Origin of the sequence: Pseudomonas sp. N40(2020) (assembly GCF_014472415.1) — a bacterium.
Lineage (GTDB): Bacteria > Pseudomonadota > Gammaproteobacteria > Pseudomonadales > Pseudomonadaceae > Aquipseudomonas.
The window spans coordinates 1-20,596 of the sequence record NZ_JACSZV010000001.1 but is presented as its reverse complement, the minus strand read 5'-3'; the positions used below and the strand labels follow the sequence as shown (position 1 = coordinate 20,596).

At 58.5% G+C, this 20,596-nt stretch carries 21 protein-coding genes and 2 pseudogenes; 10 read left to right on the top strand and 13 right to left on the bottom strand.

What is annotated here, in order from left to right:
- Nucleotides 1–210 precede the first annotated feature (210 nt).
- The 4 genes and pseudogenes from IAI51_RS00110 to IAI51_RS00095 all read left to right on the top strand — a co-directional run bounded on the left by IAI51_RS00110 (nt 211) and on the right by IAI51_RS00095 (nt 4,048).
- Complete coding sequence (locus IAI51_RS00110; protein WP_187676634.1) at nt 211–1,137, top strand: hypothetical protein; 927 nt, start codon at nt 211–213, stop codon at nt 1,135–1,137.
- Between the two features lie 197 nt (nt 1,138–1,334).
- Entirely contained in the window at nt 1,335–1,706 is a 372-nt protein-coding gene (locus IAI51_RS00105) for a DUF6124 family protein (RefSeq protein WP_187676633.1), read from the top strand.
- Between the two features lie 246 nt (nt 1,707–1,952).
- Nucleotides 1,953–2,540, top strand: a complete 588-nt coding sequence (gene rimJ, locus IAI51_RS00100; RefSeq protein ID WP_187676632.1) for a ribosomal protein S5-alanine N-acetyltransferase — start codon at nt 1,953–1,955, stop codon at nt 2,538–2,540.
- Between the two features lie 30 nt (nt 2,541–2,570).
- A pseudogene (locus IAI51_RS00095) lies at nt 2,571–4,048 on the top strand (ArnT family glycosyltransferase).
- Here the strand turns inward: IAI51_RS00095 and IAI51_RS00090 are convergent.
- Together IAI51_RS00090 and IAI51_RS00085 are read right to left on the bottom strand one after the other, a co-directional pair.
- A complete protein-coding gene (locus tag IAI51_RS00090) occupies nt 4,030–4,869 on the bottom strand; it encodes a phosphatase PAP2 family protein (RefSeq protein WP_187676631.1) in 840 nt (279 codons plus the stop codon). The pseudogene IAI51_RS00095 and the gene IAI51_RS00090 sit on opposite strands and share 19 nt — an antisense overlap.
- Nucleotides 4,866–5,537 (bottom strand): histidine phosphatase family protein, encoded by a 672-nt coding sequence (locus IAI51_RS00085; protein ID WP_187676630.1) that lies wholly within the window; start codon nt 5,535–5,537, stop codon nt 4,866–4,868. Before IAI51_RS00085 ends, IAI51_RS00090 begins: the two co-directional genes overlap by 4 nt.
- Nucleotides 5,538–5,781: 244 nt before the next feature.
- On the opposite strand from IAI51_RS00085, the pseudogene IAI51_RS28090 reads away from it, so the two are divergent.
- Both IAI51_RS28090 and IAI51_RS28085 read left to right on the top strand, forming a co-directional pair.
- Nucleotides 5,782–6,843 (top strand): annotated as a pseudogene (locus IAI51_RS28090) (methyl-accepting chemotaxis protein); the annotation flags it as partial.
- On the top strand, nt 6,838–7,701 hold the full coding sequence (locus IAI51_RS28085; protein ID WP_401270513.1) for a methyl-accepting chemotaxis protein: 864 nt from the start codon (nt 6,838–6,840) through the stop codon (nt 7,699–7,701). The pseudogene IAI51_RS28090 and the gene IAI51_RS28085, both read left to right, overlap by 6 nt.
- Before the next feature lie 86 nt (nt 7,702–7,787).
- On the opposite strand, the gene IAI51_RS00075 is transcribed toward IAI51_RS28085, so the two are convergent.
- The 3 genes from IAI51_RS00075 to IAI51_RS00065 all read right to left on the bottom strand — a co-directional run bounded on the left by IAI51_RS00075 (nt 7,788) and on the right by IAI51_RS00065 (nt 9,031).
- A complete protein-coding gene (locus IAI51_RS00075) occupies nt 7,788–8,069 on the bottom strand; it encodes an RNA recognition motif domain-containing protein (RefSeq protein ID WP_187676628.1) in 282 nt (93 codons plus the stop codon).
- Nucleotides 8,070–8,369: 300 nt separating this feature from the next.
- Nucleotides 8,370–8,789 carry a type II toxin-antitoxin system VapC family toxin gene (locus IAI51_RS00070; RefSeq protein WP_187676627.1) on the bottom strand — a complete coding sequence of 140 codons (420 nt, stop codon included), beginning with the start codon at nt 8,787–8,789 and terminating at the stop codon, nt 8,370–8,372.
- Nucleotides 8,786–9,031, bottom strand: coding sequence for a FitA-like ribbon-helix-helix domain-containing protein (locus IAI51_RS00065; protein WP_187676626.1), 246 nt, complete (start codon nt 9,029–9,031; stop codon nt 8,786–8,788). The genes IAI51_RS00070 and IAI51_RS00065 overlap by 4 nt, the downstream gene beginning before the upstream one ends.
- A 193-nt stretch (nt 9,032–9,224) precedes the next feature.
- On the opposite strand from IAI51_RS00065, the gene IAI51_RS00060 reads away from it, so the two are divergent.
- Entirely contained in the window at nt 9,225–10,241 is a 1,017-nt protein-coding gene (locus IAI51_RS00060; RefSeq protein WP_187676625.1) for an AraC family transcriptional regulator, read from the top strand.
- Between the two features lie 432 nt (nt 10,242–10,673).
- The gene (locus IAI51_RS00055) at nt 10,674–11,039 is read left to right on the top strand and encodes a DUF6124 family protein (protein ID WP_187676624.1); all 366 of its coding nucleotides are present in this window, start codon (nt 10,674–10,676) and stop codon (nt 11,037–11,039) included.
- Between the two features lie 227 nt (nt 11,040–11,266).
- Here IAI51_RS00055 and IAI51_RS00050 read toward each other — a convergent pair whose 3' ends face one another.
- The 4 genes from IAI51_RS00050 to IAI51_RS00035 all read right to left on the bottom strand — a co-directional run bounded on the left by IAI51_RS00050 (nt 11,267) and on the right by IAI51_RS00035 (nt 15,438).
- Nucleotides 11,267–11,635, bottom strand: a complete 369-nt coding sequence (locus IAI51_RS00050) for a glyoxalase superfamily protein (protein ID WP_187676623.1) — start codon at nt 11,633–11,635, stop codon at nt 11,267–11,269.
- Nucleotides 11,636–11,753: 118 nt separating this feature from the next.
- A complete protein-coding gene (locus IAI51_RS00045) occupies nt 11,754–13,211 on the bottom strand; it encodes an N-acyl-D-amino-acid deacylase family protein (RefSeq protein WP_187676622.1) in 1,458 nt (485 codons plus the stop codon).
- A gap of 1 nt (nt 13,212) precedes the next feature.
- On the bottom strand, nt 13,213–14,073 hold the full coding sequence (locus tag IAI51_RS00040) for a MurR/RpiR family transcriptional regulator (RefSeq protein ID WP_187676621.1): 861 nt from the start codon (nt 14,071–14,073) through the stop codon (nt 13,213–13,215).
- 15 nt (nt 14,074–14,088) lie between these two features.
- A complete protein-coding gene (locus IAI51_RS00035; RefSeq protein ID WP_187676620.1) occupies nt 14,089–15,438 on the bottom strand; it encodes a GntP family permease in 1,350 nt (449 codons plus the stop codon).
- A 476-nt stretch (nt 15,439–15,914) separates the two neighbouring features.
- On the opposite strand from IAI51_RS00035, the gene IAI51_RS00030 reads away from it, so the two are divergent.
- Nucleotides 15,915–16,076: a hypothetical protein gene (locus IAI51_RS00030; RefSeq protein WP_187676619.1), complete on the top strand. Its 162-nt coding sequence runs from the start codon at nt 15,915–15,917 to the stop codon at nt 16,074–16,076.
- Between the two features lie 386 nt (nt 16,077–16,462).
- Here the strand turns inward: IAI51_RS00030 and IAI51_RS00025 are convergent, their stop codons facing one another.
- The 3 genes from IAI51_RS00025 to IAI51_RS00015 form a co-directional block, all read right to left on the bottom strand.
- Nucleotides 16,463–17,356: an NAD-dependent epimerase/dehydratase family protein gene (locus tag IAI51_RS00025; RefSeq protein WP_187676618.1), complete on the bottom strand. Its 894-nt coding sequence runs from the start codon at nt 17,354–17,356 to the stop codon at nt 16,463–16,465.
- Nucleotides 17,357–17,459: 103 nt separating this feature from the next.
- The gene (locus tag IAI51_RS00020; protein WP_187676617.1) at nt 17,460–18,371 is read right to left on the bottom strand and encodes a LysR substrate-binding domain-containing protein; all 912 of its coding nucleotides are present in this window, start codon (nt 18,369–18,371) and stop codon (nt 17,460–17,462) included.
- 60 nt (nt 18,372–18,431) lie between these two features.
- Nucleotides 18,432–19,022 carry an NAD(P)H-dependent oxidoreductase gene (locus tag IAI51_RS00015; protein ID WP_187676616.1) on the bottom strand — a complete coding sequence of 197 codons (591 nt, stop codon included), beginning with the start codon at nt 19,020–19,022 and terminating at the stop codon, nt 18,432–18,434.
- Between the two features lie 182 nt (nt 19,023–19,204).
- Here IAI51_RS00015 and IAI51_RS00010 point away from each other — a divergent pair, with 182 nt between their 5' ends.
- The gene (locus IAI51_RS00010) at nt 19,205–19,519 is read left to right on the top strand and encodes a putative quinol monooxygenase (protein WP_187676615.1); all 315 of its coding nucleotides are present in this window, start codon (nt 19,205–19,207) and stop codon (nt 19,517–19,519) included.
- Here IAI51_RS00010 and IAI51_RS00005 read toward each other — a convergent pair.
- Nucleotides 19,509–20,273, bottom strand: a complete 765-nt coding sequence (locus tag IAI51_RS00005) for a sulfite exporter TauE/SafE family protein (protein ID WP_187676614.1) — start codon at nt 20,271–20,273, stop codon at nt 19,509–19,511. The genes IAI51_RS00010 and IAI51_RS00005 overlap by 11 nt on opposite strands.
- Between the last annotated feature and the right edge of the window lie 323 nt (nt 20,274–20,596).

Here is a 20,596-nt window from a genome sequence, read left to right as displayed (position 1 = left end):
TGCCCGAACATCATAGCTTTGCTTGCGTAAGAATTATGTGAACAGCCGATGCGCCCGTGACTGTCGCCTCATCGCCGGGCCAATCGGATGTGTGACTCACGTCAAACACGCCCTGAAATCCACCGAGATTTAAGCAACGGTGCGGTTGGACGGGGGCGCGCCTGTGGAACTATCCTTCGAGGCACCCAGGCCATTACCCCAAGGACACTCATGAATATCTGGCTCGGCGCCGCACTGGCGGCCCTCGTTTCACTGTCTGCCAACGCAGCCAACAGCGAGAACCCTCCAAGGATCCAGCCAGTCGTCTACAAAAGCGGCTATGGCAGCGTGCAATTCAAACAGTCGATCAAGGGCTATAAAACGGCCGAGTACACGCTCAACGCCAAGGCTGGGCAGATCCTGACGGTAGGTTTTAAAACCTCCAACAATTCCGCCAACTTCAACGTCACCGCCAAAGGCGCTGATTACGCCCTGTTCAACAGCTCGATCATGGGCCATCACTTCACTGGCTCGCTGCCCGCCGATAGCGAATACACGGTTCAGGTCTATCTCATGCGCAATGCGGCACGGCGCGATGAAGTGGCCAATTACGAAATTTCCCTGGTTCTCGCCAATGGCGACGCTGTGGATAACAGCCAATCCTTCGACAAGAACCTGACGTTGCAGGGCATCGACTTTCATGTGAAAGCGGATGAGGTCGACGGCAAACCCGCCTTGCGCATCGAGCCTAAAGGGCTGGAAATCGATAACTCGACGATCACCCGCCCGCTCAACGGCAACATCGTGCGCGCCGAAGTCGCCGATCTGAATAACGACGGCTCCCCCGAGATCTACGTATTCACACGCCCTCCCGGGCGCAGCATGCCGGGCGAATTGATCGCCTACTCGGCCAACAACAAAAAATCCCTCAGCGAAATCTACCTGCCACCGGTCAGCGACAACCCGAAAACAGCCGAGGGCTATCAGGGCGAGGATTCATTCTCGGTGGTGGAAAATAAGCTGGTGCAGCGCTTTCCGGTGTACGACAGCGCGGATGCCAACGCAGGGCGAACAGGGAAGATGAGACAGATTCAATACAAGTTGATACAGGGTGAAGCGGGATGGATCTTGCGCGAAGATAAAGTCTCGGAGTACTGAAAAACCTCCCGGACGTGGTTAGCCAGCGACTTTCGCTTCCTACATTCCACGTCCTAGGAAATTTCCCTCAACACGCGTCGACTTTCATGAACTGGTGAACCGATTTTCAGGGCGCTACCCTCCACGACTCGCTGCCCTCCAGCGGACGGTTTGACAGACCGCCCCCGCAGAGATTGTTCACTCCACGGAGCCACGTCATGAAAAAAATCACCCGACTTACGCTTGTTGGACCGGTACCTGCCGATGCGCAAATTTCCGGACCGCAACAACAACCCGGCACCACCGGTTCGAACCCACGCAAACGCCGCCGCACCGTTCCCCTCAAGCAGATGCTCAGCGTGCGCGACGATGTCGACACATTGACCCTGCTCACGCATGCCAGTGATCTGCTCGAGTCCCTTGTGGACATCAGTGCAAACTTTGCCGACGAATTCGATGGTTCCAAGCGCCATGTCGCTGTGGTCATGAAGCAATTGAGTGCGCTGGCCGAAATCGTGATCTGCCGGGCACGGGATCAGGTTGCTCAACAGGGATCGCCTGACTCGCCCACCCCTGAAGTTCGCCACTGACCCACGAAGTCTGTACAGGCCGGCAGTGGCATCGAAGCGGTCCATCGAGATGAATTTTTCTTCACTGCCGCTGTTCAGCCGAAGCTGTACAGTCCACTCGCTCATTCAAGAAACTACGGTTCGCCCGCGGCTCTCCCGCGGGCTTTTTTTTGCCTGGCATTCAACGTCCCCCCGCTCTCCATCACTTGCCGAACCCTGGGTATTGCGCGAACCTGCCAGCAATCTTCTCGCCCACCGGAGCGCCCGATGCCGCTGCTGACTTTGCCCTGCCAACGCCTGACGCTGGCAATTCTTGCTCCGGAGCAAGCAGAGCTGGAAAGTGATTTCTACCAACGCAACCAACGTCACCTCGCACCGTGGTCGCCAATCCGCACCACCGACTACTTTTCCACGGCACAGATTCGCCGCCGCCTCGACATCCAGGCCAGCGCCTTTGAAGCCGGGCTGGCCATGCATTTCGCCCTGCTGACGCCGGACGGCCAGCAGATGATCGGCGCGTGCAATTTCAGCGGCATCATTCGCGGGGCGTTTCAGGCGTGTTATGTGGGCTATCACATCGATGAAGGGCATCAGGGCCAAGGCTTGATGCAGGAAGGCCTGGAGGCTGGCATCGGCTACATGTTCGATACCCAGAACCTGCACCGGATCATGGCCAATTACGTTCCCGGCAACGAGCGCAGCGCACGATTGCTGGAGCGGCTGGGCTTCGAACGGGAAGGCTATGCCAAGGCGTATCTGAACATTGCCGGGCGCTGGCAGGATCATGTGCTGACGGCGCTGGTCAATCCGGCATTCGAAGCGCCAGATCAGCGTTGGTCGCGCCGTCTGGGGTGATGTTCACAATTTGTTCAGCAATGGCGGTTTATGCTCAGGCCTCCCGCCCCTTCCGGTTGCCTGAAACCCATGTCGCGTGCCGCCACTTCGCTGTTTCTGCTTGCTGCCCTGCTGTTTTTCTTCGCGCTGGGCAACCATCAATTGCAAGGCTCCACCGAAGCCCGCGTCGCCGGGATCGCCATGGAGATGCATCTGGACAATGACTGGGTGACGCCCCGTCTGTTCGGTGAGCCATTTCTAGAGAAACCGCCGCTGAGTTTGTGGCTGGATGCCGGCGCGATGCGCGTGTTCGGCGTTTCGCCGTGGGCGGTGCGGCTGGCGTCGGCGGTGGCCGGGTTGCTCAGCGTAATGTTGCTGTACGGCATGCTGCGCCGCTTTGAACGGCCGAAAGCCATCGCGTGGACGGCCGGGATTCTGCTGGCGACGATGGCCAGTTACTGGAGCAACGTGCGTGGGGTTGGCGAGGACGCGCTGCTGGCGCTCGGCGTGACGGCAGCGCTGCTGGCGTTTTTCCAGGCGCAACGCGCATCAACTGCGGACAATTCGCTGCTGTTTGTCGTCGGGATTGCCATCGCCACCTTGAGCAAAGGTGTGCTGGGACTGGCCATGCCGGGGGTGGTGATTTTTGCTTATCTGCTGGCCGATAACCTGATCGACAGACGTCTGAAGATCGGCGACTGGCTGCGCCCGGGATTGCTCACCTTGGCAGGGCTGATTCCACTGCTGATCTGGCTCGTCGTTCTTTATCAACACGGCGGTGCGCAAGCGGTAAAAGAAGTGTTGCTGACCAACAGCGTCGGTCGCTTCAGCGGATCGTTCGTCGAGGCCGGGCACTATGAGCCGTTCTATTACTACCTGGCCAAACTGCCCGAAGCGTTCCTGCCGTGGAACGTTCTGGTGTACCTGGGGCTGTGGCATTTCCTTAACAGTTGAAGACCAATCGTTACCTGCTGTTTTTCAGCCTGTGGATAATTGCGCAATTCATCATGCTCACCCTGGCCTCAAGCAAGCGCACGGTGTACCTGATGTCGATGACACCAGCGGCGGCGGTGATTGCTGCGGAGTATGCGGGCGTGTTGTTCGAGCGATTGAAAGAGTACGAAAGCACCAAACGATTTATCGGAAGAATCGCGCGTCATCGTCAGGCACTGGGCGCCGGTGTACTGACCCTTGTGATCGCCAGTTATCTCGCCGCCGCGCAGTGGGCGCTGCCCCATGCCGATAAAAAACTGTCGTTCCTGCCGCTAACCGAACACATTCAGACGCTGCAAGCCGAAGGGCATCAGGTCGCTTTGTTTCAAGCCAATGAACGGGTCGGCGGCGCCAGCGTTTTCTACACCCAACAGGTGCTAAGGGGCTTGGACACCGACGCGCAACTGAGGGAATTCCTCGCGGCCGCGCCTGCGAACGTGGTGGTGATGGCCGGTGACAGCATTCCCGCCGCACCGCTCAAAGTGCTCAAGACCCTGATGGTCGGGCGCCAGGCGTATTACTTCGTCAGCGACTGAAGCCCATCAGATAGCGGCTTGGCGGCGTAATCAGGCGGCTGAGGCTTGTGCAACACCGGTACCTGCAACCGTGCCCGCCCATAAAACGCCAGCGCCGTCAGCAAACATGCCAGCCACACAAAGATTCCGGCCCAGAACGTGTGGGACATGTAGTGCCACCCCTGCAGAACCCGCGTCGTGCCGTAGACGAAACCGAGCAACAACGAGCCCCACAACAATGCACTGGAAAAACGCCACTGGTAACGGCGCCCCACGAAATACAACGCCAGCATGGTGAAACCGCCGGAAGCATGTCCGCCCGGCCAGCAGCGGGCACTACCGGCTTCGTGGAACAACTGGAAATTGCTGTACCACTCGATGTGGGCCATTTTGCCGCCATACAACGTTGTCTCGATCGGGCAGTAAACGCTGGTGTGGGATTTGAGGAAATGGATCACCCCGGTACACACCGCGAAAGCAACGACAACAAACAGAAAATCCCTACGATGATCAGCGGTAAATCGCAGCACTGGCGCGACTTTACTGCGCTCCAGAAACTCGCCGAGTCGCGGACGTTTCTGTGGATTGACCAACGGCCAGACCACCGACAGCATCGCGCCGATGAGGGCAATTTCGGCAGTCCAGTTCGGAATGATCCGCGCCCACTTGTGGGTGAGCTTTTCAAAGAAGTGAATCTTGTCGAGCGGGAAGCTCTGGGTCAGCGGATCGAATAGCAGATTGCTGAAGGCGATATCGATCTTGGTCATGTCGAACATCAGGAACACCAGCGCCGCGCAGACCAGCGGGATACCGAAGTTGTAAGCGTAAAAACGTGATTTCATCGGGTGGTCACCGTGCGCCAGTCGGAGGCTTCAATAAAGCCGAGCATTTTGGGAGCCGCCGGGCTGGCAGCGGAAACAAACAGTGAAGCGCCGTAACCCAGATTGGACGTCGGTACTTTCAGGTCTTTTTCCAGTTGTGCCATGCATTCACTGTGGGTCACCAGAATCAGGTTGCGACCGGGGATCTTGTGGGCGAGTGCGTCCTGCAATATGCGACCCTTGCAGTTGATCAGCCAGTCTTCGCCGCTGGCGGCTCGGTTGAACATGTAACCGGCGGTTTGCACGGTGCGCATTACCGGGCTGTTATAGATGTCAGCGTTGTTCAGGCCCAAATGCTCGAACTGCGCGCCAACGGCTACCGCGACACTGCGCGAGCGGTCGGTGATGCCGTCATGGCCGCTCAGGCACGCAGCCTTGGAGTGATCGCAACGCTCGACATGGCGCACCAGCACGATCATGTCACCCTTGGCCCACCCTGCCGCCAACGCCTGCGCACCGGCGACATTGCCGTGGGCCAGATCCGGTACCGCCGCCGGAGCCAGCAGCCATAAGGTCAGCGGCAGCACCAGTATCGATGCTGCGAGCACCACCCAGGTGTTGCGAAAGCGCGCAAAACAACTCAGGTCAACCGAGCGCTTGACGCCGAACAGACTCAGTCTCAATTCCACAGAAAAGCCGCCATCACTTGTCATTCGATGCGGCGAAGCTACAGATGTCCGCGTAGGCAGCCGGTGAAACCCTTGTGAAAAAAATCTTGGGATGAGCTTGTTACAAATTCTGTCGGACAAAATCCTTTCAGCTCTCGGGTTTGCGGCCGATACAAACCTGCTAACACCCTTGCTGGCTCAAAAAAACAACAATCTTCCAGCCTGACCGACGATCAAGAAGCACAACGTTCCTGGAGGAATTGTGATGAATAGCTGGTTCGGCAACATCAGCGTGAACATGAAATTGGGGCTGGGCTTCGGCCTTGTCCTGGCACTGACCTGCGTCCTGGCCCTGACCGGCTGGACGAGCCTGGGCGGCCTGATTGACCGCAGCAACTGGATGAGCGACATCACCCAGTTGAACTCTGGCCTGACCAAACTGCGCGTGGTGCGCCTGCAATACATGCTGACCAACGGCGACGAAACCGCCGCGCAGAATGTGCAGACCACCCTTGAAAGCTTCGCCGCACAGCAGCAGGCGCTGATCAGCAAATTCAAGAGCCCGGAAAACGTCAAACTGCTCAAGGCGCAGGCCGCGACCATCGCCGAGTACCAGACGTCCCTGAACAAAATGCGCAACGCCTACCGCACCGGTAACAGCGCCCGCGACGTCATGGGCACCAACGCCGACACCGCTTACAACCTGATCGAGTCGATCAGCAAGCGCGTCCAGCAGATGGACTTGAGCGAGCAGCGTTTCGAACAGTTCCAAGCCATCACCGCCGCCAAGGAAGCGTTCATCCTCGCGCGCTACGAAGTGCGCGGCTACACCGCCACCACCAATGCCGAAACCGAGCAGAAAGCCATCGGCCAGATCGACGTGGCAATCGCCAGCCTCAAGCAACTGAACGTGCGCTTCGCCGATACCCAGCAAGACGCTCTGCGTCAGTTGGAAACGGCATTGACCAACTATCGCAGCGCGTTAATGGCGTACAAAAACGCCAACAGCGAAGCCGTGCAGGCACGTAAGGAAATGACCGATCAGGGCACCACCATCGTGAGCCTGAGCGAGCAGCTGTATCAGATCCAGCTTGACCGTCGTGACATCGAAAGCGCCCAGGCGCGCACCTTCCAGTTGATCAGCACCCTGCTAGCCCTGCTGGTTGGCGTGATTGCCGCCGTGATCATCACCCGTCAGATCACCCGTCCGCTGCAAGAAACCCTGGCCGTGGTCGAGCGCATCGCCAGCGGCGACCTGACCCAGAATGTCACCGTCACCCGCCGCGACGAACTCGGCGTGCTGCAACAAGGCATCGCGCGCATGGGCGTGACCCTGCGCGACTTGATCAGCGGTATCCGCGACGGCGTCACCCAGATCGCCAGCGCGGCTGAAGAACTGTCGGCCGTGACCGAACAGACCAGTGCCGGCGTGAACAGCCAGAAGGTCGAGACCGATCAGGTCGCCACCGCCATGCACGAGATGACCGCCACCGTGCAGGAAGTCGCGCGCAACGCCGAAGAAGCCTCGCAAGCCGCAGCGGCCGCTGACGGCGAAGCCCGTGAAGGCGACAAGGTTGTGAATGAAGCCATTGCCCAGATCGAGCGTCTGGCCAGCGAAGTGGCGCGTTCCACCGAAGCCATGAGCGTGCTGCAACAGGAAAGCGACAAGATCGGCAGCGTCATGGACGTGATCAAGGCTGTTGCTGAACAGACCAACCTGCTCGCGCTCAACGCGGCCATTGAAGCGGCGCGTGCCGGTGAAGCCGGTCGTGGTTTTGCCGTGGTCGCCGACGAAGTCCGTGGCCTGGCCCAGCGTACCCAGAAATCCACCGAAGAAATCGAAGGCCTGGTCGCCGGTTTGCAAAACGGCACCCAGCAAGTGTCTGCCGTGATGAACAACAGCCGCGCCCTGACCGACAGCAGCGTCGCCCTGACCCGCAAGGCCGGCGTCTCCCTGGAAAACATCACCCGCACGGTGTCGAACATCCAGTCGATGAACCAGCAGATCGCCGCCGCTGCCGAACAGCAAAGCGCCGTGGCCGAAGAGATCAGCCGCAGCATCATCAACGTGCGCGACGTGTCTGAACAGACCGCCGCCGCCAGCGATGAAACCGCAGCGTCCAGTGTTGAACTGGCGCGGTTGGGTGGTCAGTTGCAGCAGATGGTGAGCCACTTCCGCGTCTGATTCCGTCACTTGGTAAACATCAACTACAAAGCCTTTGAGAACAAAGGCTTTGTAGTTAATAAGCTCCAGCGTTTGAAAACGCATCCCTATTCAGTGGCGTAGGTAACCTTTATGGTTCTACCTTCAAACTCCGTTTCATTTAGATTATCAACAGCACTTTTCGCATCTAATGGATCATCATAAGTAACAAAGCCAAATCCTTTAGACCGCCCCGTTTCCCTATCGAAAATTATAATTGCATCTACAACTAACCCATACACTTCGAACTTAGCTTTTAGTGAGTCACTTGTAATCATATGCGAAAGCCCGCCTACAAAAATCTTCGTTCTCAGGTCTTCTCGGTTTTCGGTTCTCGGTTTCACAGCCATAACCTGCAACTCTTGAAATATAGGTAGATGTCCTGCAATCCAAACCTAACTACTTCAAAAGAATTTGAGACCTGTAAAAAATACTAGTTTTTTAGAACATTTCGAACTAGGCACCAGTCCCGCCAGATATAAATTATTTTTTGTTTCAGCCAGTGGAAATCGGCCGCACTCGGTAAGGCATTAATCAGGCTGCGCCAAGCAATTGGCATGGCTGAGAAATAAATCAAAACAGTTTCGGTTTCGCGCTCATAAATCCGCTCAGCCACCCATTCTGCAAAATGTCGCAGGTGCAAGAGTGCTTCAGGCTAGCCAAGGATTGATTACCTCAATTGTGGAAAACTCAAAATCCTTCACGTTGCGAGTGGCAATGGAGGCGCCGTGAGTTCGGCAAATTGCAGCTATTTGCGCATCAGCCATCGACACCGCGCGGCCCTTAGCTTCGCAATCAGCAACCAGTGTCGCGTATTCGACGGCGGCGTGAGCATCGAACGGCAAAATGCGCCCGGCGAAGTCCTCTTCGAACATGGCCATGGCATGCGCCTCAAGTTTTTGTTTGCGCTTGCCAGAAGGCAGGCGTGCGATGCCGTGGAGGATTTCTGCCACGGTGACGGCGCTGATTGCCAGATCCATCGCTGGCTGCGCATCTACCCAATCAAGCACCCGAGCTGCAGGCTCGGCTCGCATAAACTCTGAAAGAACATTGGTATCGAGCACTATCATTCAGAAAAATCCACCCCGGTGGCTTTCTCTGAACGCTTTGGTAACACCAGTTCCACTGCGTCCACATCGCTGAATCTGTTGCGTATCCGGCTGCCAAGTCCACCGGCGCGATCAACCGTCGCCAAGGCTCTGCCGAGAATCAGGCGAGCCTCTTCTTCCATGGAGTGCCCGTTATGAGCAGCGGTGATGCGCAACTGTTCCTTGAGCTTCTCGTCGAGGTTTCGAATCGTGATGCTGGCCATAACGCCCCCTGCAATCAATGAAATCATTGATTGCAGGCTAGCACATCCCATCACGCTCAAATCCGGCAATCTTCCCGGCGGCGCATAGCAGCCTCACCGCATTCCACGCTGGGAATTTACTTCAGCCATGGTTTGCAACTACCTTTCAAGGCACTCATCCGCTCACGCGCGCCTTGATCCAGGAATGACGATCATGCAATCGCTCGGCTTCACCTCTGTTCCGCCGCTGCTCAAATACCTGCGCCACGCCGAGCATATGGGCATGGCCATTGAGCCGGCGTTAGCGGCGGCCGGGTTGCAGGCGCAGCAGTTGAGCGACAATACCCTGCGCTTGCCGGGTGAGGCCCATGAAAAGTTGCTCGATTATTTCTGCGAACACTCGGGTGATGCGTTGTTCGGGCTTAACGCGGCGAAATTTGTGTTGCCCAATTCCTGGAGCGTGTTGGGTTACATCACCATGAACTGCGCGACGCTGGGCGATGCCATGAGCCGGATCATGCCGTTCGAGAAACTGGTGGGTGACATGGGCGTGAGTCGCGCCGAAGTGCAGGACGGGCATGTGCATCTGATCTGGAGCTGCCGCTATCAGCGCCCGCGGATTCGCCGGCATCTGGTGGAAAACGTGCTCGGTTCGTGGCTGCACTATGCGCGCTGGATTGCTGATACGCAGGTGTCGCCTGCCGCTGTCTGGCTGGAACATTCGCGCCCGGCCGAGACGACGTTGGCGCAGTACGAAGCGTTTTTCGGTTGTCCGGTTTTGTTCGATCAGCCTTATTCGGCATTGATTGTGCCGTTGGCGTATCTGCAACTGCCGTTGCGCCAGGCTGATGCGCAATTGCTGCGCACGCTGGAGGAGCATGCCATGGGGTTGATGGCGACGCTGGAGGACGCGTCGCTTGCGCAGCGAGTGAAAAACATCCTGCGTCAGTTGCTCAAGGAGGGTTTGCCGCGCAAAGAGCAAGTGGCCGAGCAGCTCAAAGTGTCAGTCCGTACGTTGCAGCGTCAGTTGCAGCAGGCGGGGACGTCGTATCAGCAAATTCTCGATGATCTGCGTCAGGAACTGGCTGAGCATTACTTGCTCAACAGCAATCTGCCCATCCAGGACATTGCGCAGTATCTGGGGTTTACCGAACCGAGGTCGTTTCATCGCACGTTCAAGAGTCGGCGCGGGATGCCGCCCGGGGAGTTTCGGCAGACGCATCGGGGGTGACTGTGCGGGCCTCATCGCTGGCAAGTCGCCGCCCGTATTCCGACAGGCAAATCCTCAATCTCTGTAGCGCAATAAACCCATTCCACCCTAGCCGTTTAAAGACACCCAGTGTTACGCCCGAAAGCCTACAAATCCTTGCGCCGCTGCCTACGCCTACGCCTACGCCAGAATCCGCCGGCTTGTGCGCCCCGGAGCCCATCGGTAACTTGAGTCCGTCACTGATTTCCAGTGAACGGGTTTAGTAGCCCGAGGTAATTCGCTTGGTCGTACATTCATCACAGGTGCTTGCGTACCTGAGTTTTATGGTGGCTGTACGTAGGGCGCTTCGGCGCGCCGGCTTAAGCTGAGTTCCCCGGTCTACTAACCTGCGTACAGCTGCCACCCCTTCGTTTAGTAGCAAAGGGTTGGGGCTCAATGAAGGGAACACAGCTTATGTTCAAACCAACGCCTAACCCGCCGGTCACCGACCCGGGCTCTCCTTACGAATCGCCCGATTCAAAGAAATTCCACGACGCCGCCGAACGTGCCCTCGACCACTATCTCGGCCCACCGACCGCCGCCATCATGGCTGCGCCCTACAAACCCAACGCCCTGTACATGGCACACCCCGAGGCCAACACCGAATCCCTGATCGCGGACGCCAGTGAAACCCTCGGCTCGGCCATCGTGTTGCTGCACAACCATGTCGCGATGGTTGAAGGCACGCACCGCAAGACCCTGCAAGGCATCGCTCAGGTGGTGATGCTGGCCGAGTTGGCGGTCAATCGAGTGCTGGATAAGTTAGTGCCGACCGAGTAACGGAAAAACCCGCTGTCAGGCAGAACGGGTTTGGCAGCGGCCCTCACCCCAGCCCTCTCCCGGAGGGAGAGGGGGCCGACCGAGGTGTCTTGCGCTGTACATCGACCTGAACGCCCCAGTCGATTATGGATTCGGTCAATCACTTTCAGGTCGGCGTACTTCTCAAGCATCCCCCAATCAGTCCCCTCTCCCTCCGGGAGAGGGCTAGGGTGAGGGGTATTTCCAGCTCAGACGCTGATCGCATTGGTAAACACCAACCGATTGCCAAACGGATCAGCAATGGTCATGTCCTGGCTGCCCCAAGGCATAGCCTGAATCTGCGGGTGCGAGAACTTGTAGTCCTTGGCCACCAATTGCTGCTGAAACGCCTCCAGCTCATCGGTCTCAATCCGCAATGCCGACCCCGGCGTCGCATCACCATGGTGCTCGGAAAGATGCAACACACACTCACCCCGCGACACCTGCAGATACAACGGGTAGTTCGCTTCGAAACGATGCTGCCAGTCGATCTTGAACCCGAGGAAGTCGACGTAGAATTCTACGGCTTTGGCTTCATCGAAAATCCGCAGGATCGGGGTGGTTTTGCCGAAGCTCATGGGGTGCTCCCTGACTGGTTGGCCCAAGAGTTTAGCTGGGCTTGATGTCAGCAATTCGGCTTGTTGATGGCTTTCTTTAATCGCAATGTGCCACCACTGTGACGCACTGCGCGAAACTTCAACAAAAGCCGTCACGCAAATCGCCCTGCCGCGCAAGAAAACGCCCTTCCCTTCGGCCATTTGCCTTCCCGTCGCGATAACTCAAAACGCCGTTGACCCAAACGCCGTCGATGCCCTGTGCCGCGCGTTGCGGGTCATTGAAATCCGCCACATCACGCACGGTCGCCGGATCAAACAACACCAGATCCGCCCAATGTCCTTCACGAATCTCACCCCTTTCCTTCAGCCCGAATCGCGCGGCCGACAAACCGGTCATCTTGTGCACGGCGGTGTGCAGCGGAAACAGCCCGACGTCGCGGCTGAAATGTCCGAGCACCCGTGGGAAAGCGCCCCACAAACGTGGATGCGGGAACGGGTCTTCCGGTAGTCCGTCAGAGCCGACCATCGACAACGGATGCGCGAGGATTCTTCGTACATCGGCCTCGTCCATGCCGTAATACACCGCACCCGCCGGGTGCAGGCGTTTGGCGGCGTCGAGCAGCGGCAGGTTCCATTCGGCGGCGATATCGATCAGGTCGCGGCCGCTGACTTCCGGATGCGGCGTCGACCAAGTGATGGTGATGCGGTGGGCGTCGGTGACTTGCTTCAGATCCAGCGTCGAAGAACTCGCCGCGTAGGGATAGCAATCGCAGCCCACCGGGTGAGTTTTCGCCGCGTCTTCCAGCGATGCAAGCAACTGCGGACTGCGCCCCCAGTTACCGACACCGGCACACTTGAGGTGGGAAATAATCACCGGTGACTGTGCGTGTTTTCCGATGCGAAACGCCTCGTCCATTGCCTCCAGCACTGGTGCAAATTCGCTGCGTAGATGAGTGGTGTAAACGGCGCCGAATGCCGTGAGCTCTTCGGTCAGTTGCATGACTTCATCGGTGGAAGCGTTGTAGGCGCTGGCGTAGGCCAGGCCTGTGGATAAACCCAACGCGCCGGCCTCAAGGCTTTCGCGTAACTGCTCGCGCATCGCGGTGATTTCTTCCGCCGTTGCGGTGCGGAACAAATCGTCGAGGTGATTGCTGCGCAGTGCCGTGTGCCCAATCAACGCGGCCACGTTCAACGTGGTATTGGCCGCTTCGACCGCCGCGCGGTAATCGCTGAAGCGTGGATAAACGAACGCTGCGGCAGTGCCGAGCAGGTTCATCGGGTCCGGCGGATTGCCTTTCAAACTGACCGGTGAGGCGCTGATTCCGCAGTTGCCGACAATCACCGTGGTCACGCCTTGGCTGAGCTTGGGCAGCATCTCGGGTTGGCGGATGACCACGGTGTCGTCATGGGTGTGTACGTCGATAAAACCCGGCGCCAGCACGCGGCCGGCGGCGTCGATTTGTTCGCTGGCGGTGGCGTCGTGCAAGTCGCCGATTCGCTCGATGCGACCATTGAGAATCGCCACGTCGGCGCGGTAACCGGGCGTGTTGCTGCCGTCGATGATCAGGGCGTTGCGAATCAGCGTGTCGTATTGCATGTCAGTCTCCCAGTGGCAGGTGATCGTCGCCGCCACGGTATTCGTCGAGGGCGAGTTTGATCCGCCGCAGACGCTCTTGATTGTCTTCAGGATTGACCAGCGCCAACTCGGTGGCGAGCACGTCGATGGCGAGCAACATGCCGTAGCGCGCCGCCGTCGGTTTGTAGATGAACGAGGTTTCTGCGCCTTGCAGCGGCAGGACGATGTCGGCCAGTTCGGCCAGTGGCGAGTCGGCGCGGGTGATGGCGAGGATGCGGGCGCCGTAGTTGCGCGCCAGCTCGACGGTCTCCAGCAGTTCGGGGGTGATCCCGGTCAGCGAGCAGACGATGACGACTTGCTCGGCATTCAGGCTGGCGGCGGTGACGCGCATCATCACCGCGTCGTGACACACCGCAATCGGGTAGCCGAGGCGCACCAGCCGCACCTGCAATTCATCACTGCACAGGGTCGAGCAACCGCCCATGCCAAACGCGTGAATCATCCGCGCCTGACCGAGCAATTTCACCGCGTCGGCGAAGCGTGACTCGTCGAATCCAGCGAGATGCTGACGCAGTGTGGTTTCGATGTCGCCGACAATCTGCCCATAAAACGCCGACTGCTCAGGCGTGCCCGCCGGGTCTAGAAAGCGACTGCCGACGCCGCTGGCCTGGGCCAGTTGCAGGCGCAGATCGCGCAGGTCACGACAGCCGACGGTGCGGGCAAATCGCGACAGTGTGGCGGTGCTGACTTCGGCCCGTTGCGCCAGATCTTCGAGGCTGGCGGAGGCGGCAAAGCCAACGTCGTCGAGCATCAGCCGGGCGATGCGGCCTTCGCCGGCGCTGAAGGAATCCTGGCGGGCGCGGATCTGGTAGAGGATGTCCATGGCGGCGGGCTCCGGTTACAGCAGGTAGGAAAGGCCGACGGTCAGACCGAAAGCGACCAGCGAGATCAACGTCTCGAGCACGGTCCAGGTCTTGAACGTCTGCGCGACCGTCATGTTGAAGTATTCCTTGATCAACCAGAAGCCGCCGTCGTTGACGTGGGAAAAGATAACCGACCCGGCGCCGGTCGCCAGCACCAACAATTCAGGATGTGGATAACCCAGACCGATGGCGACGGGCGCGACCACGCCAGACGCGGTGGTCATCGCCACCGTGGCCGAACCGGTGGCCACGCGCATCAGCGCCGCAAACAGCCAGCCCATGATCAGCGGCGACAGGTGGAATTCGTGGGCGAGGCCGACAATCTGATCGGTCACGCCTGCGTCCACCAGAATTCGGTTCAAGCCGCCGCCGGCGCCGACCAGCAAGGTGATGCTGGCGGTCGGTGCCAGGCATTCATTGGTGAACTTGAGGATCGATTCGCGGTTGAAACCCTGGGCAATCCCCAGCGTCCAGAAGCTCAGTAACGTTGCCAGTAACAGCGCAATCACCGAGTTGCCGATGAACAACAGGAATTGATTGAAACCGCTGCCCGGCGTGGAAATCAGGTTGGCCCAACCGCCAATCAGCATCAACACCACGGGCAACAGAATGGTCGCCATGGTGATGCCGAAACCCGGCAGTTTGTAGCGCGGTTCGCGGTCGAGGAATTGTTTTTCCAGCGGGTTATCCGCCGGCAACTGAATACGCGGGACGATGAATTTGGCGTACAGGGGACCGGCGATAATCGCCGTCGGAATGCCGATGGCAATCGCATACAGCAGCGTCTGCCCGACCGACGCCTGATAGGCCTGCACCGCGAGCATCGCCGCCGGGTGCGGTGGCACCAGCGCATGCACCACCGACAAGCCTGCAACCATCGGCAGGCCGACCATCAGAATCGACACGCCGACCCGCCGCGCCACGGTGAAGGCAATCGGCACCAGCAACACGAAACCGACTTCGAAGAACAGCGGCAGCCCCACCAGAAACGCGATGCAGACCATCGCCCAGTGCGCGTTTTTCTCGCCGAATTTGTCGATCAACGTGCGCGCCATCTGCTCGGCACCGCCGGACTCGGCCATCATCTTGCCGAGCATCGTGCCCAGCGCGACCACCAGCGCAATGTGCCCCAGCGTCTTGCCCACCCCGGCCTCATACGCGCCCACCACACCGGATGGCGGCATGCCCGCCACCAGCGCCAGACCGATGGAAATCAGGGTGATAACAATGAACGGATTGAGCCGGTAACGGGCGATCAGCACGATCAGAGCGATGATGGCGACGGCGGCATAGACCAGCAGCCAATAGCCGAAGGAAGGCGTCATGCGGTACTCCTCGAAAGGGTCACGTTCGAATGGGTTGTGAAACTCATAAATCATTTCGAGATCGAGTTTTCAAACCACATGAAAGTAATTTTCGTGGAGAGGTAAGAGGTGTCGCTAATAGATATGCCGTGTCGCGATTAATGAAAATCGAGGGGCGGGATTTACATCACTTTCAGGTAGACGAGAAACCAAGGTGGGAGCGAGCCTGCTCGCGAAGATGGTCTCACATCAACATTTCTGTCGACTGAAGCACCGCTTTCGCGAGCAGGCTCGCTCCCACAATTGTTCGCATTCCTTCAACCAGAATGCAGACACCTGTGGGAGCTGGCTTGCCAGCGATGGCGGCGGCACGTTCAACATAGATGCTGACTGGTCGACCGCTGTCGCTGGCAAGGCAGCTCCCACAGGTTTAAGGGGTATTCGGAAAATTGAGGCAAGCGCTATACTCGCCTGACGTTCTCTATCGAGCCTGCGACATGACAACTGCGCGCCGCACCAGAAAAAAAATCACTGCCGAAACGCTGATCCGTGCAATCGCGAGCTCAACAGCCATCGAGACAGGTGAGAGTGTCGAGGCGATTGAACACAAGCTCAAAGTCAAATCCAGCAAGTTCCTGCACCTATCCCTGGCCAAGTAACGTCAAGTCCACAACGCCTGTCTTACCCAATACTCCATAGGTTCGTAGTTGCAGTTCAGACCTTGGTGGATCGCAGAAAAATAAGCCTCTTTATTTCGTTCCCAACTGCTGTAGTCCAGCGGTACGTAACCTGCCTGCACGGCCTTGTAATTCCCAGCTTATTGCTCAGCACTTGCTCAGCACTTGCTCATTAGAGCCTGGCTGAAAGCTGCTCTGTGCCCCTTCTGCGTCGTAACGGTTAATCATCCTTGTACCTGCTGAACTGGCAATTTTCAGAGCACCATAGGTCTGGCGTCACGCAAGAGCAAAGCCTGAAATAAAAACGGCTGCCCGATGGCAGCCGTTCTAGAGGTTGATAGCAAAGCCCGGCGGGGCTTAAACGCCCATCACACCATTTCGTTACGAATCCATTCAACCACCGACGTACGCTTCGGCGCCCAGCCCAGCAATTCGCGGGCATGTTTGCCACGTACACGGCTGTTGGAGCCGAGGCCGTAGTTGGCCATTTCGTAGCCCCATTCGGCTTCGGCGTCTTTCAGTGGCCAGTCTTGTGGCTGGTCCAGATTCAGCGCTTGCGCCATGGCAGTGGTCATGTCGATGAACGACGCTTCGCCGCTTTCAACGAAGTAGAACGTGCCCGGGACGTTTTTGGTCAGCGCCAGCAGGTACAGCGCAACAACATCTTCGATGTGTACGTTGGACCAGATGTTCTGACCCGTGCCGACATGGCGCACCACGCCACTTTTGCGCGCCTGTTTGAGCAAGCGCGGCAACTGCACGCTGTCGCGGTTGACGCCCAGGCTGTGGCCGTAGATCAGGGTGTTGCAGATCACCGCCGAGTTCACCCCATCCTTCGCCGCCGCGAGAATCAGGTTGTCGATCGCCACGCGGGCGGCTTTGTCGACGGTCGGTTCCGGCAGGTTGTCTTCGTAGTAGATGACGTCGCTGGACTTACCGCCCGACGCATCGCCGACGATGCTCGAACCGCTGGTGTGCAGGAATACTTTGTTGGAACCGCGCACGGCGTCGAGCAAGGCTTCGACCGCGCCGCGATGGTCGCTGCTGGCGGCGTTGATCACCGCGTCGGCGGCGCGGGCCTGTTCGGCGAGCAGCGCTTTGTCGTCGAGGGTGCCGATCACCGGAGTGATGCCCAGAGCTTTCAGTTCATCAGCCTGCTCAGTGCTACGCACCAAGCCAGTGACGTTATGCCCGGCCTGAACCAGACCGGTGGCGATGGAGCCGCCGATAAAACCGGCAGCGCCGGTAACAAATACGTTCATGGAGAAACTCCCTGCGTGAATAAGTGATGGGACGAGTATCGACCGACGAGCCCTGTGGAAAAACCCGTCCTCGCCCAATTCACTCTTGCGCAGAGATCACGAATCAGCCCTTGAAATCGGCGCTGGCGTAGGCGGCGAGTTTGCTCTGGATGAAGTCGAGGAAGCACTGAATGCGCAGCGCCAGTTGCGAGTTACGGTAGTACACGGCATTGATCGGCTGGCGATAACCGCTGTTGAATTCCGCCAGCACCACTTTCAAACGCCCGGCGCGGATGTCCTCAATCGTCATGAAGTGCGACAGGCACGCGATGCCCTGCCCCTCCAACGCCAGGTGCCGCACGGTCTCGCCGCTGGAGGCGCTGATCGCCGGGGTGATCGGCCAACGGTCACCGTGCACGTAACGCAGCGGCCATTGGTTGAGGCCTTCGTTCTGGGTGAAGCCGAGCAAGGTGTGTTCGCTCAAGTCCGCCACTTGTTGCGGCGCGCCATGCTTTTCCAGATACGCGGGACTGGCGACGATCAGCAGCGGACTGCAACCGAGCGAACGCGCGTGCAGCGTCGAATCAGCAAGGGTGCCGATGCGGATGGCGACGTCAGTGCTTTGTTCCAGCAGATCAATGATCAGGTCATTGCTGTTGAGTTCGAGCTGGATGTCCGGGTAGAGCCGGCGGAATTCGTCGATATACGGCACGACCGCATGAAGCATGAACGGCGACGCGGCGTTGATCCGCAGGCGTCCGGACGGGGTTTGCTGGCGTGAGGACAGCCGTTCTTCGAGTTGATCCATCTGATCGAGAATCAGCTTGGCCTGCTCGAAGAAATATTTGCCCTCCTCGGTCAGATCCATACGCCGCGTGGTGCGGTTGATCAGCGTGGTGTCGAGCTTGGCCTCCAGCCGCGACAACGTCCGGCTGACCGCCGATGGCGTCTGCCCGACCTGCTCGGCGGCGGCGGAAATCGAACCGCATTCGATCACGCAGACAAAAATCTGCAACTCATCGGATCTGGCTTTCACGGGTGTCCTCTGATCGATTGGCCTGCTCCGCAGGCTCAGGCCTTCGATAGTAGCCGAGCATCAAGCGTTGAGGCCAAACACCTCGGTCAAATGCTGCTCATAACGCGCCACATCGTTTTCGATGTTCGGGCGTTTCATCACGTCTACGCAGAGGAACGTCGGCAAAGCAGTCATGCCTAAAAACTCGTTGGCCTTGTGAAACGGGAAGTACACGGCGTCGACGCCTTTGGCTTCGAAGAAATCGGTCGGGTCATCGAAGGCTTGCTGCGGCGCGTTCCAGGTCAGCGACAGCATGTATTGCTTGCCCTGAATCAGGCCGCCGCTGCCGTACTTCTGCGACGCATCGGAACGGGTGCGGCCATCGCTGGCGTAAAGGCTGCCGTGGCCTTCGGTGAAGACTTCGTCGAGGTACTTTTTCACCGTCCACGGCGCGCCCATCCACCAGCCCGGCATCTGATAAATGATCACGTCGGCCCAGAGGAATTTGGCCACTTCTTCGGCGACGTCATACCCCTCGTCGATGAAGGTGGTCTTGACGTCGAGACCGCCGCGATCCAGCACGCTCAGCGCGGCTTCGTGCAGGGTGGCGTTGTAGCGACCGTCGGAGTGGGCGAATTTTTTACCGCCATTGAGCAACAAAACTTTTTTCATGAGAAAGCCTCGGCGCAGCCATTGGGCTGGAGGGAGAAGGGAAAATCGAATGGCGGCAGATTAACGATCTGCCTCGCGCGGAATAAGCCAGGGTTGCGCAAAATACATTTGAGTAAAACGCACGAATCCATTGCTGATTGTTGCCGTAGCATTCGCAGCCATCAGAATTTGAGGAGTTTGTGATGACTGAACGTCTGGGTTTCATCCTGCACGCCAAGACCCGCCCGGAAAAAGCCGAGGCTTTCGAGGCGCTGTTCCGTGCCTACGTTGAGCCAAGCCGCGCCGAGCCGGGCTGCATCGAGTACCACATGCTGCGCGATAAAGAAGATCCGACGCTGTTCATCTTTTACGAGATCTGGGAATCCCAGGCGCATCTCGATGTGCATTCGACGCTGCCGCACATGAAGCAGTTTTACGATCAGCGCATGGACTATCTGGAGCGCGATTTCGATATTCGCCTGATCGACATGCTCAGCGAAGCCTCGGCTAACCGCTGATCAGCAAATGGGCGCCGAGCGTGCCCAGACCGATAAAGAACACGCGCTTGAACAGCACGGCGCTGATCCGCTGACGCAGCCATTGGCCGAGCAACATACCTAGCACCGCCGGGATAAACGCCAACAGCGACGCACTCAATTCGCCGCCGCCAAGGGCGCCGCGCCAGAGCAGTCCGGCGGCCAGTGCCAGGGTCGAAACGGTGAAGGACAAACCGAGCGCCTGCACCAGTTCATCGCGACTTAAATTGAGCGCCTGCATATACGGCACGGCCGGGATGACAAATACGCCGGTGGCCGACGTGATGACGCCAGTGATGACACCGCAGACCGGGCCGAGCCACGGTTCATGACGCGGCTTGATGTGCAGCGTTGGCAGGAATAATCCGCTCAACGCGTATAGCAACAGCGCCGCGCCGAGTCCGCGCCCGACCCAATGCCCACCCGCCATGCCGATCCACAACGTGCCGACGCCGGTACCGAGGAAGATCATCAACAGCATGGGCCACAAGCGTTCGATCAGCCCTTTCAAGTGACCGCCGAATGCCAGTTGCCAGAGATTGGTCAGTGTGGCCGGAATGATCAGCAACGCCGCAGCCTGTGACGGCGCCATAGCCAGACCAAGCAGGCCCATGGCGACGGTGGGCAGGCCGAGGCCGATCACGCCTTTGACCAGGCCGGCCAGGACGAAAGTGGCAATGACCAGCAGTGACAGGGCCAGACCGAGGTTTTGGTAGAAGTCTGCGAGTGTGTTCATGGCAATACTGTGCGCCGGTCCAGGTTGGCTGAAAATCTGCCATATACTGAGGCTGCCTCTCTCCATACAAGAGGCTGGCATTTTCTTTGAAGCTTCGGGCCTCATCGCTGGCAAGCCAGCTCCCACAGGTTTCAATGTTGAACACCGATTTTTTGTACAACAGAAAACCCTGTGGGAGCTGGCTTGCCAGCGATGGGCATTGGTATCTACACATCTCTAAAGTCTTCGGCTGGCCACCCAGCCGATGGCTTCTTTAGCGAAACCCGCCAGCTCCTGTGGCGTGTATTGCTCCAGCGTCTCGCACATCGCCAAAAGCATGTACA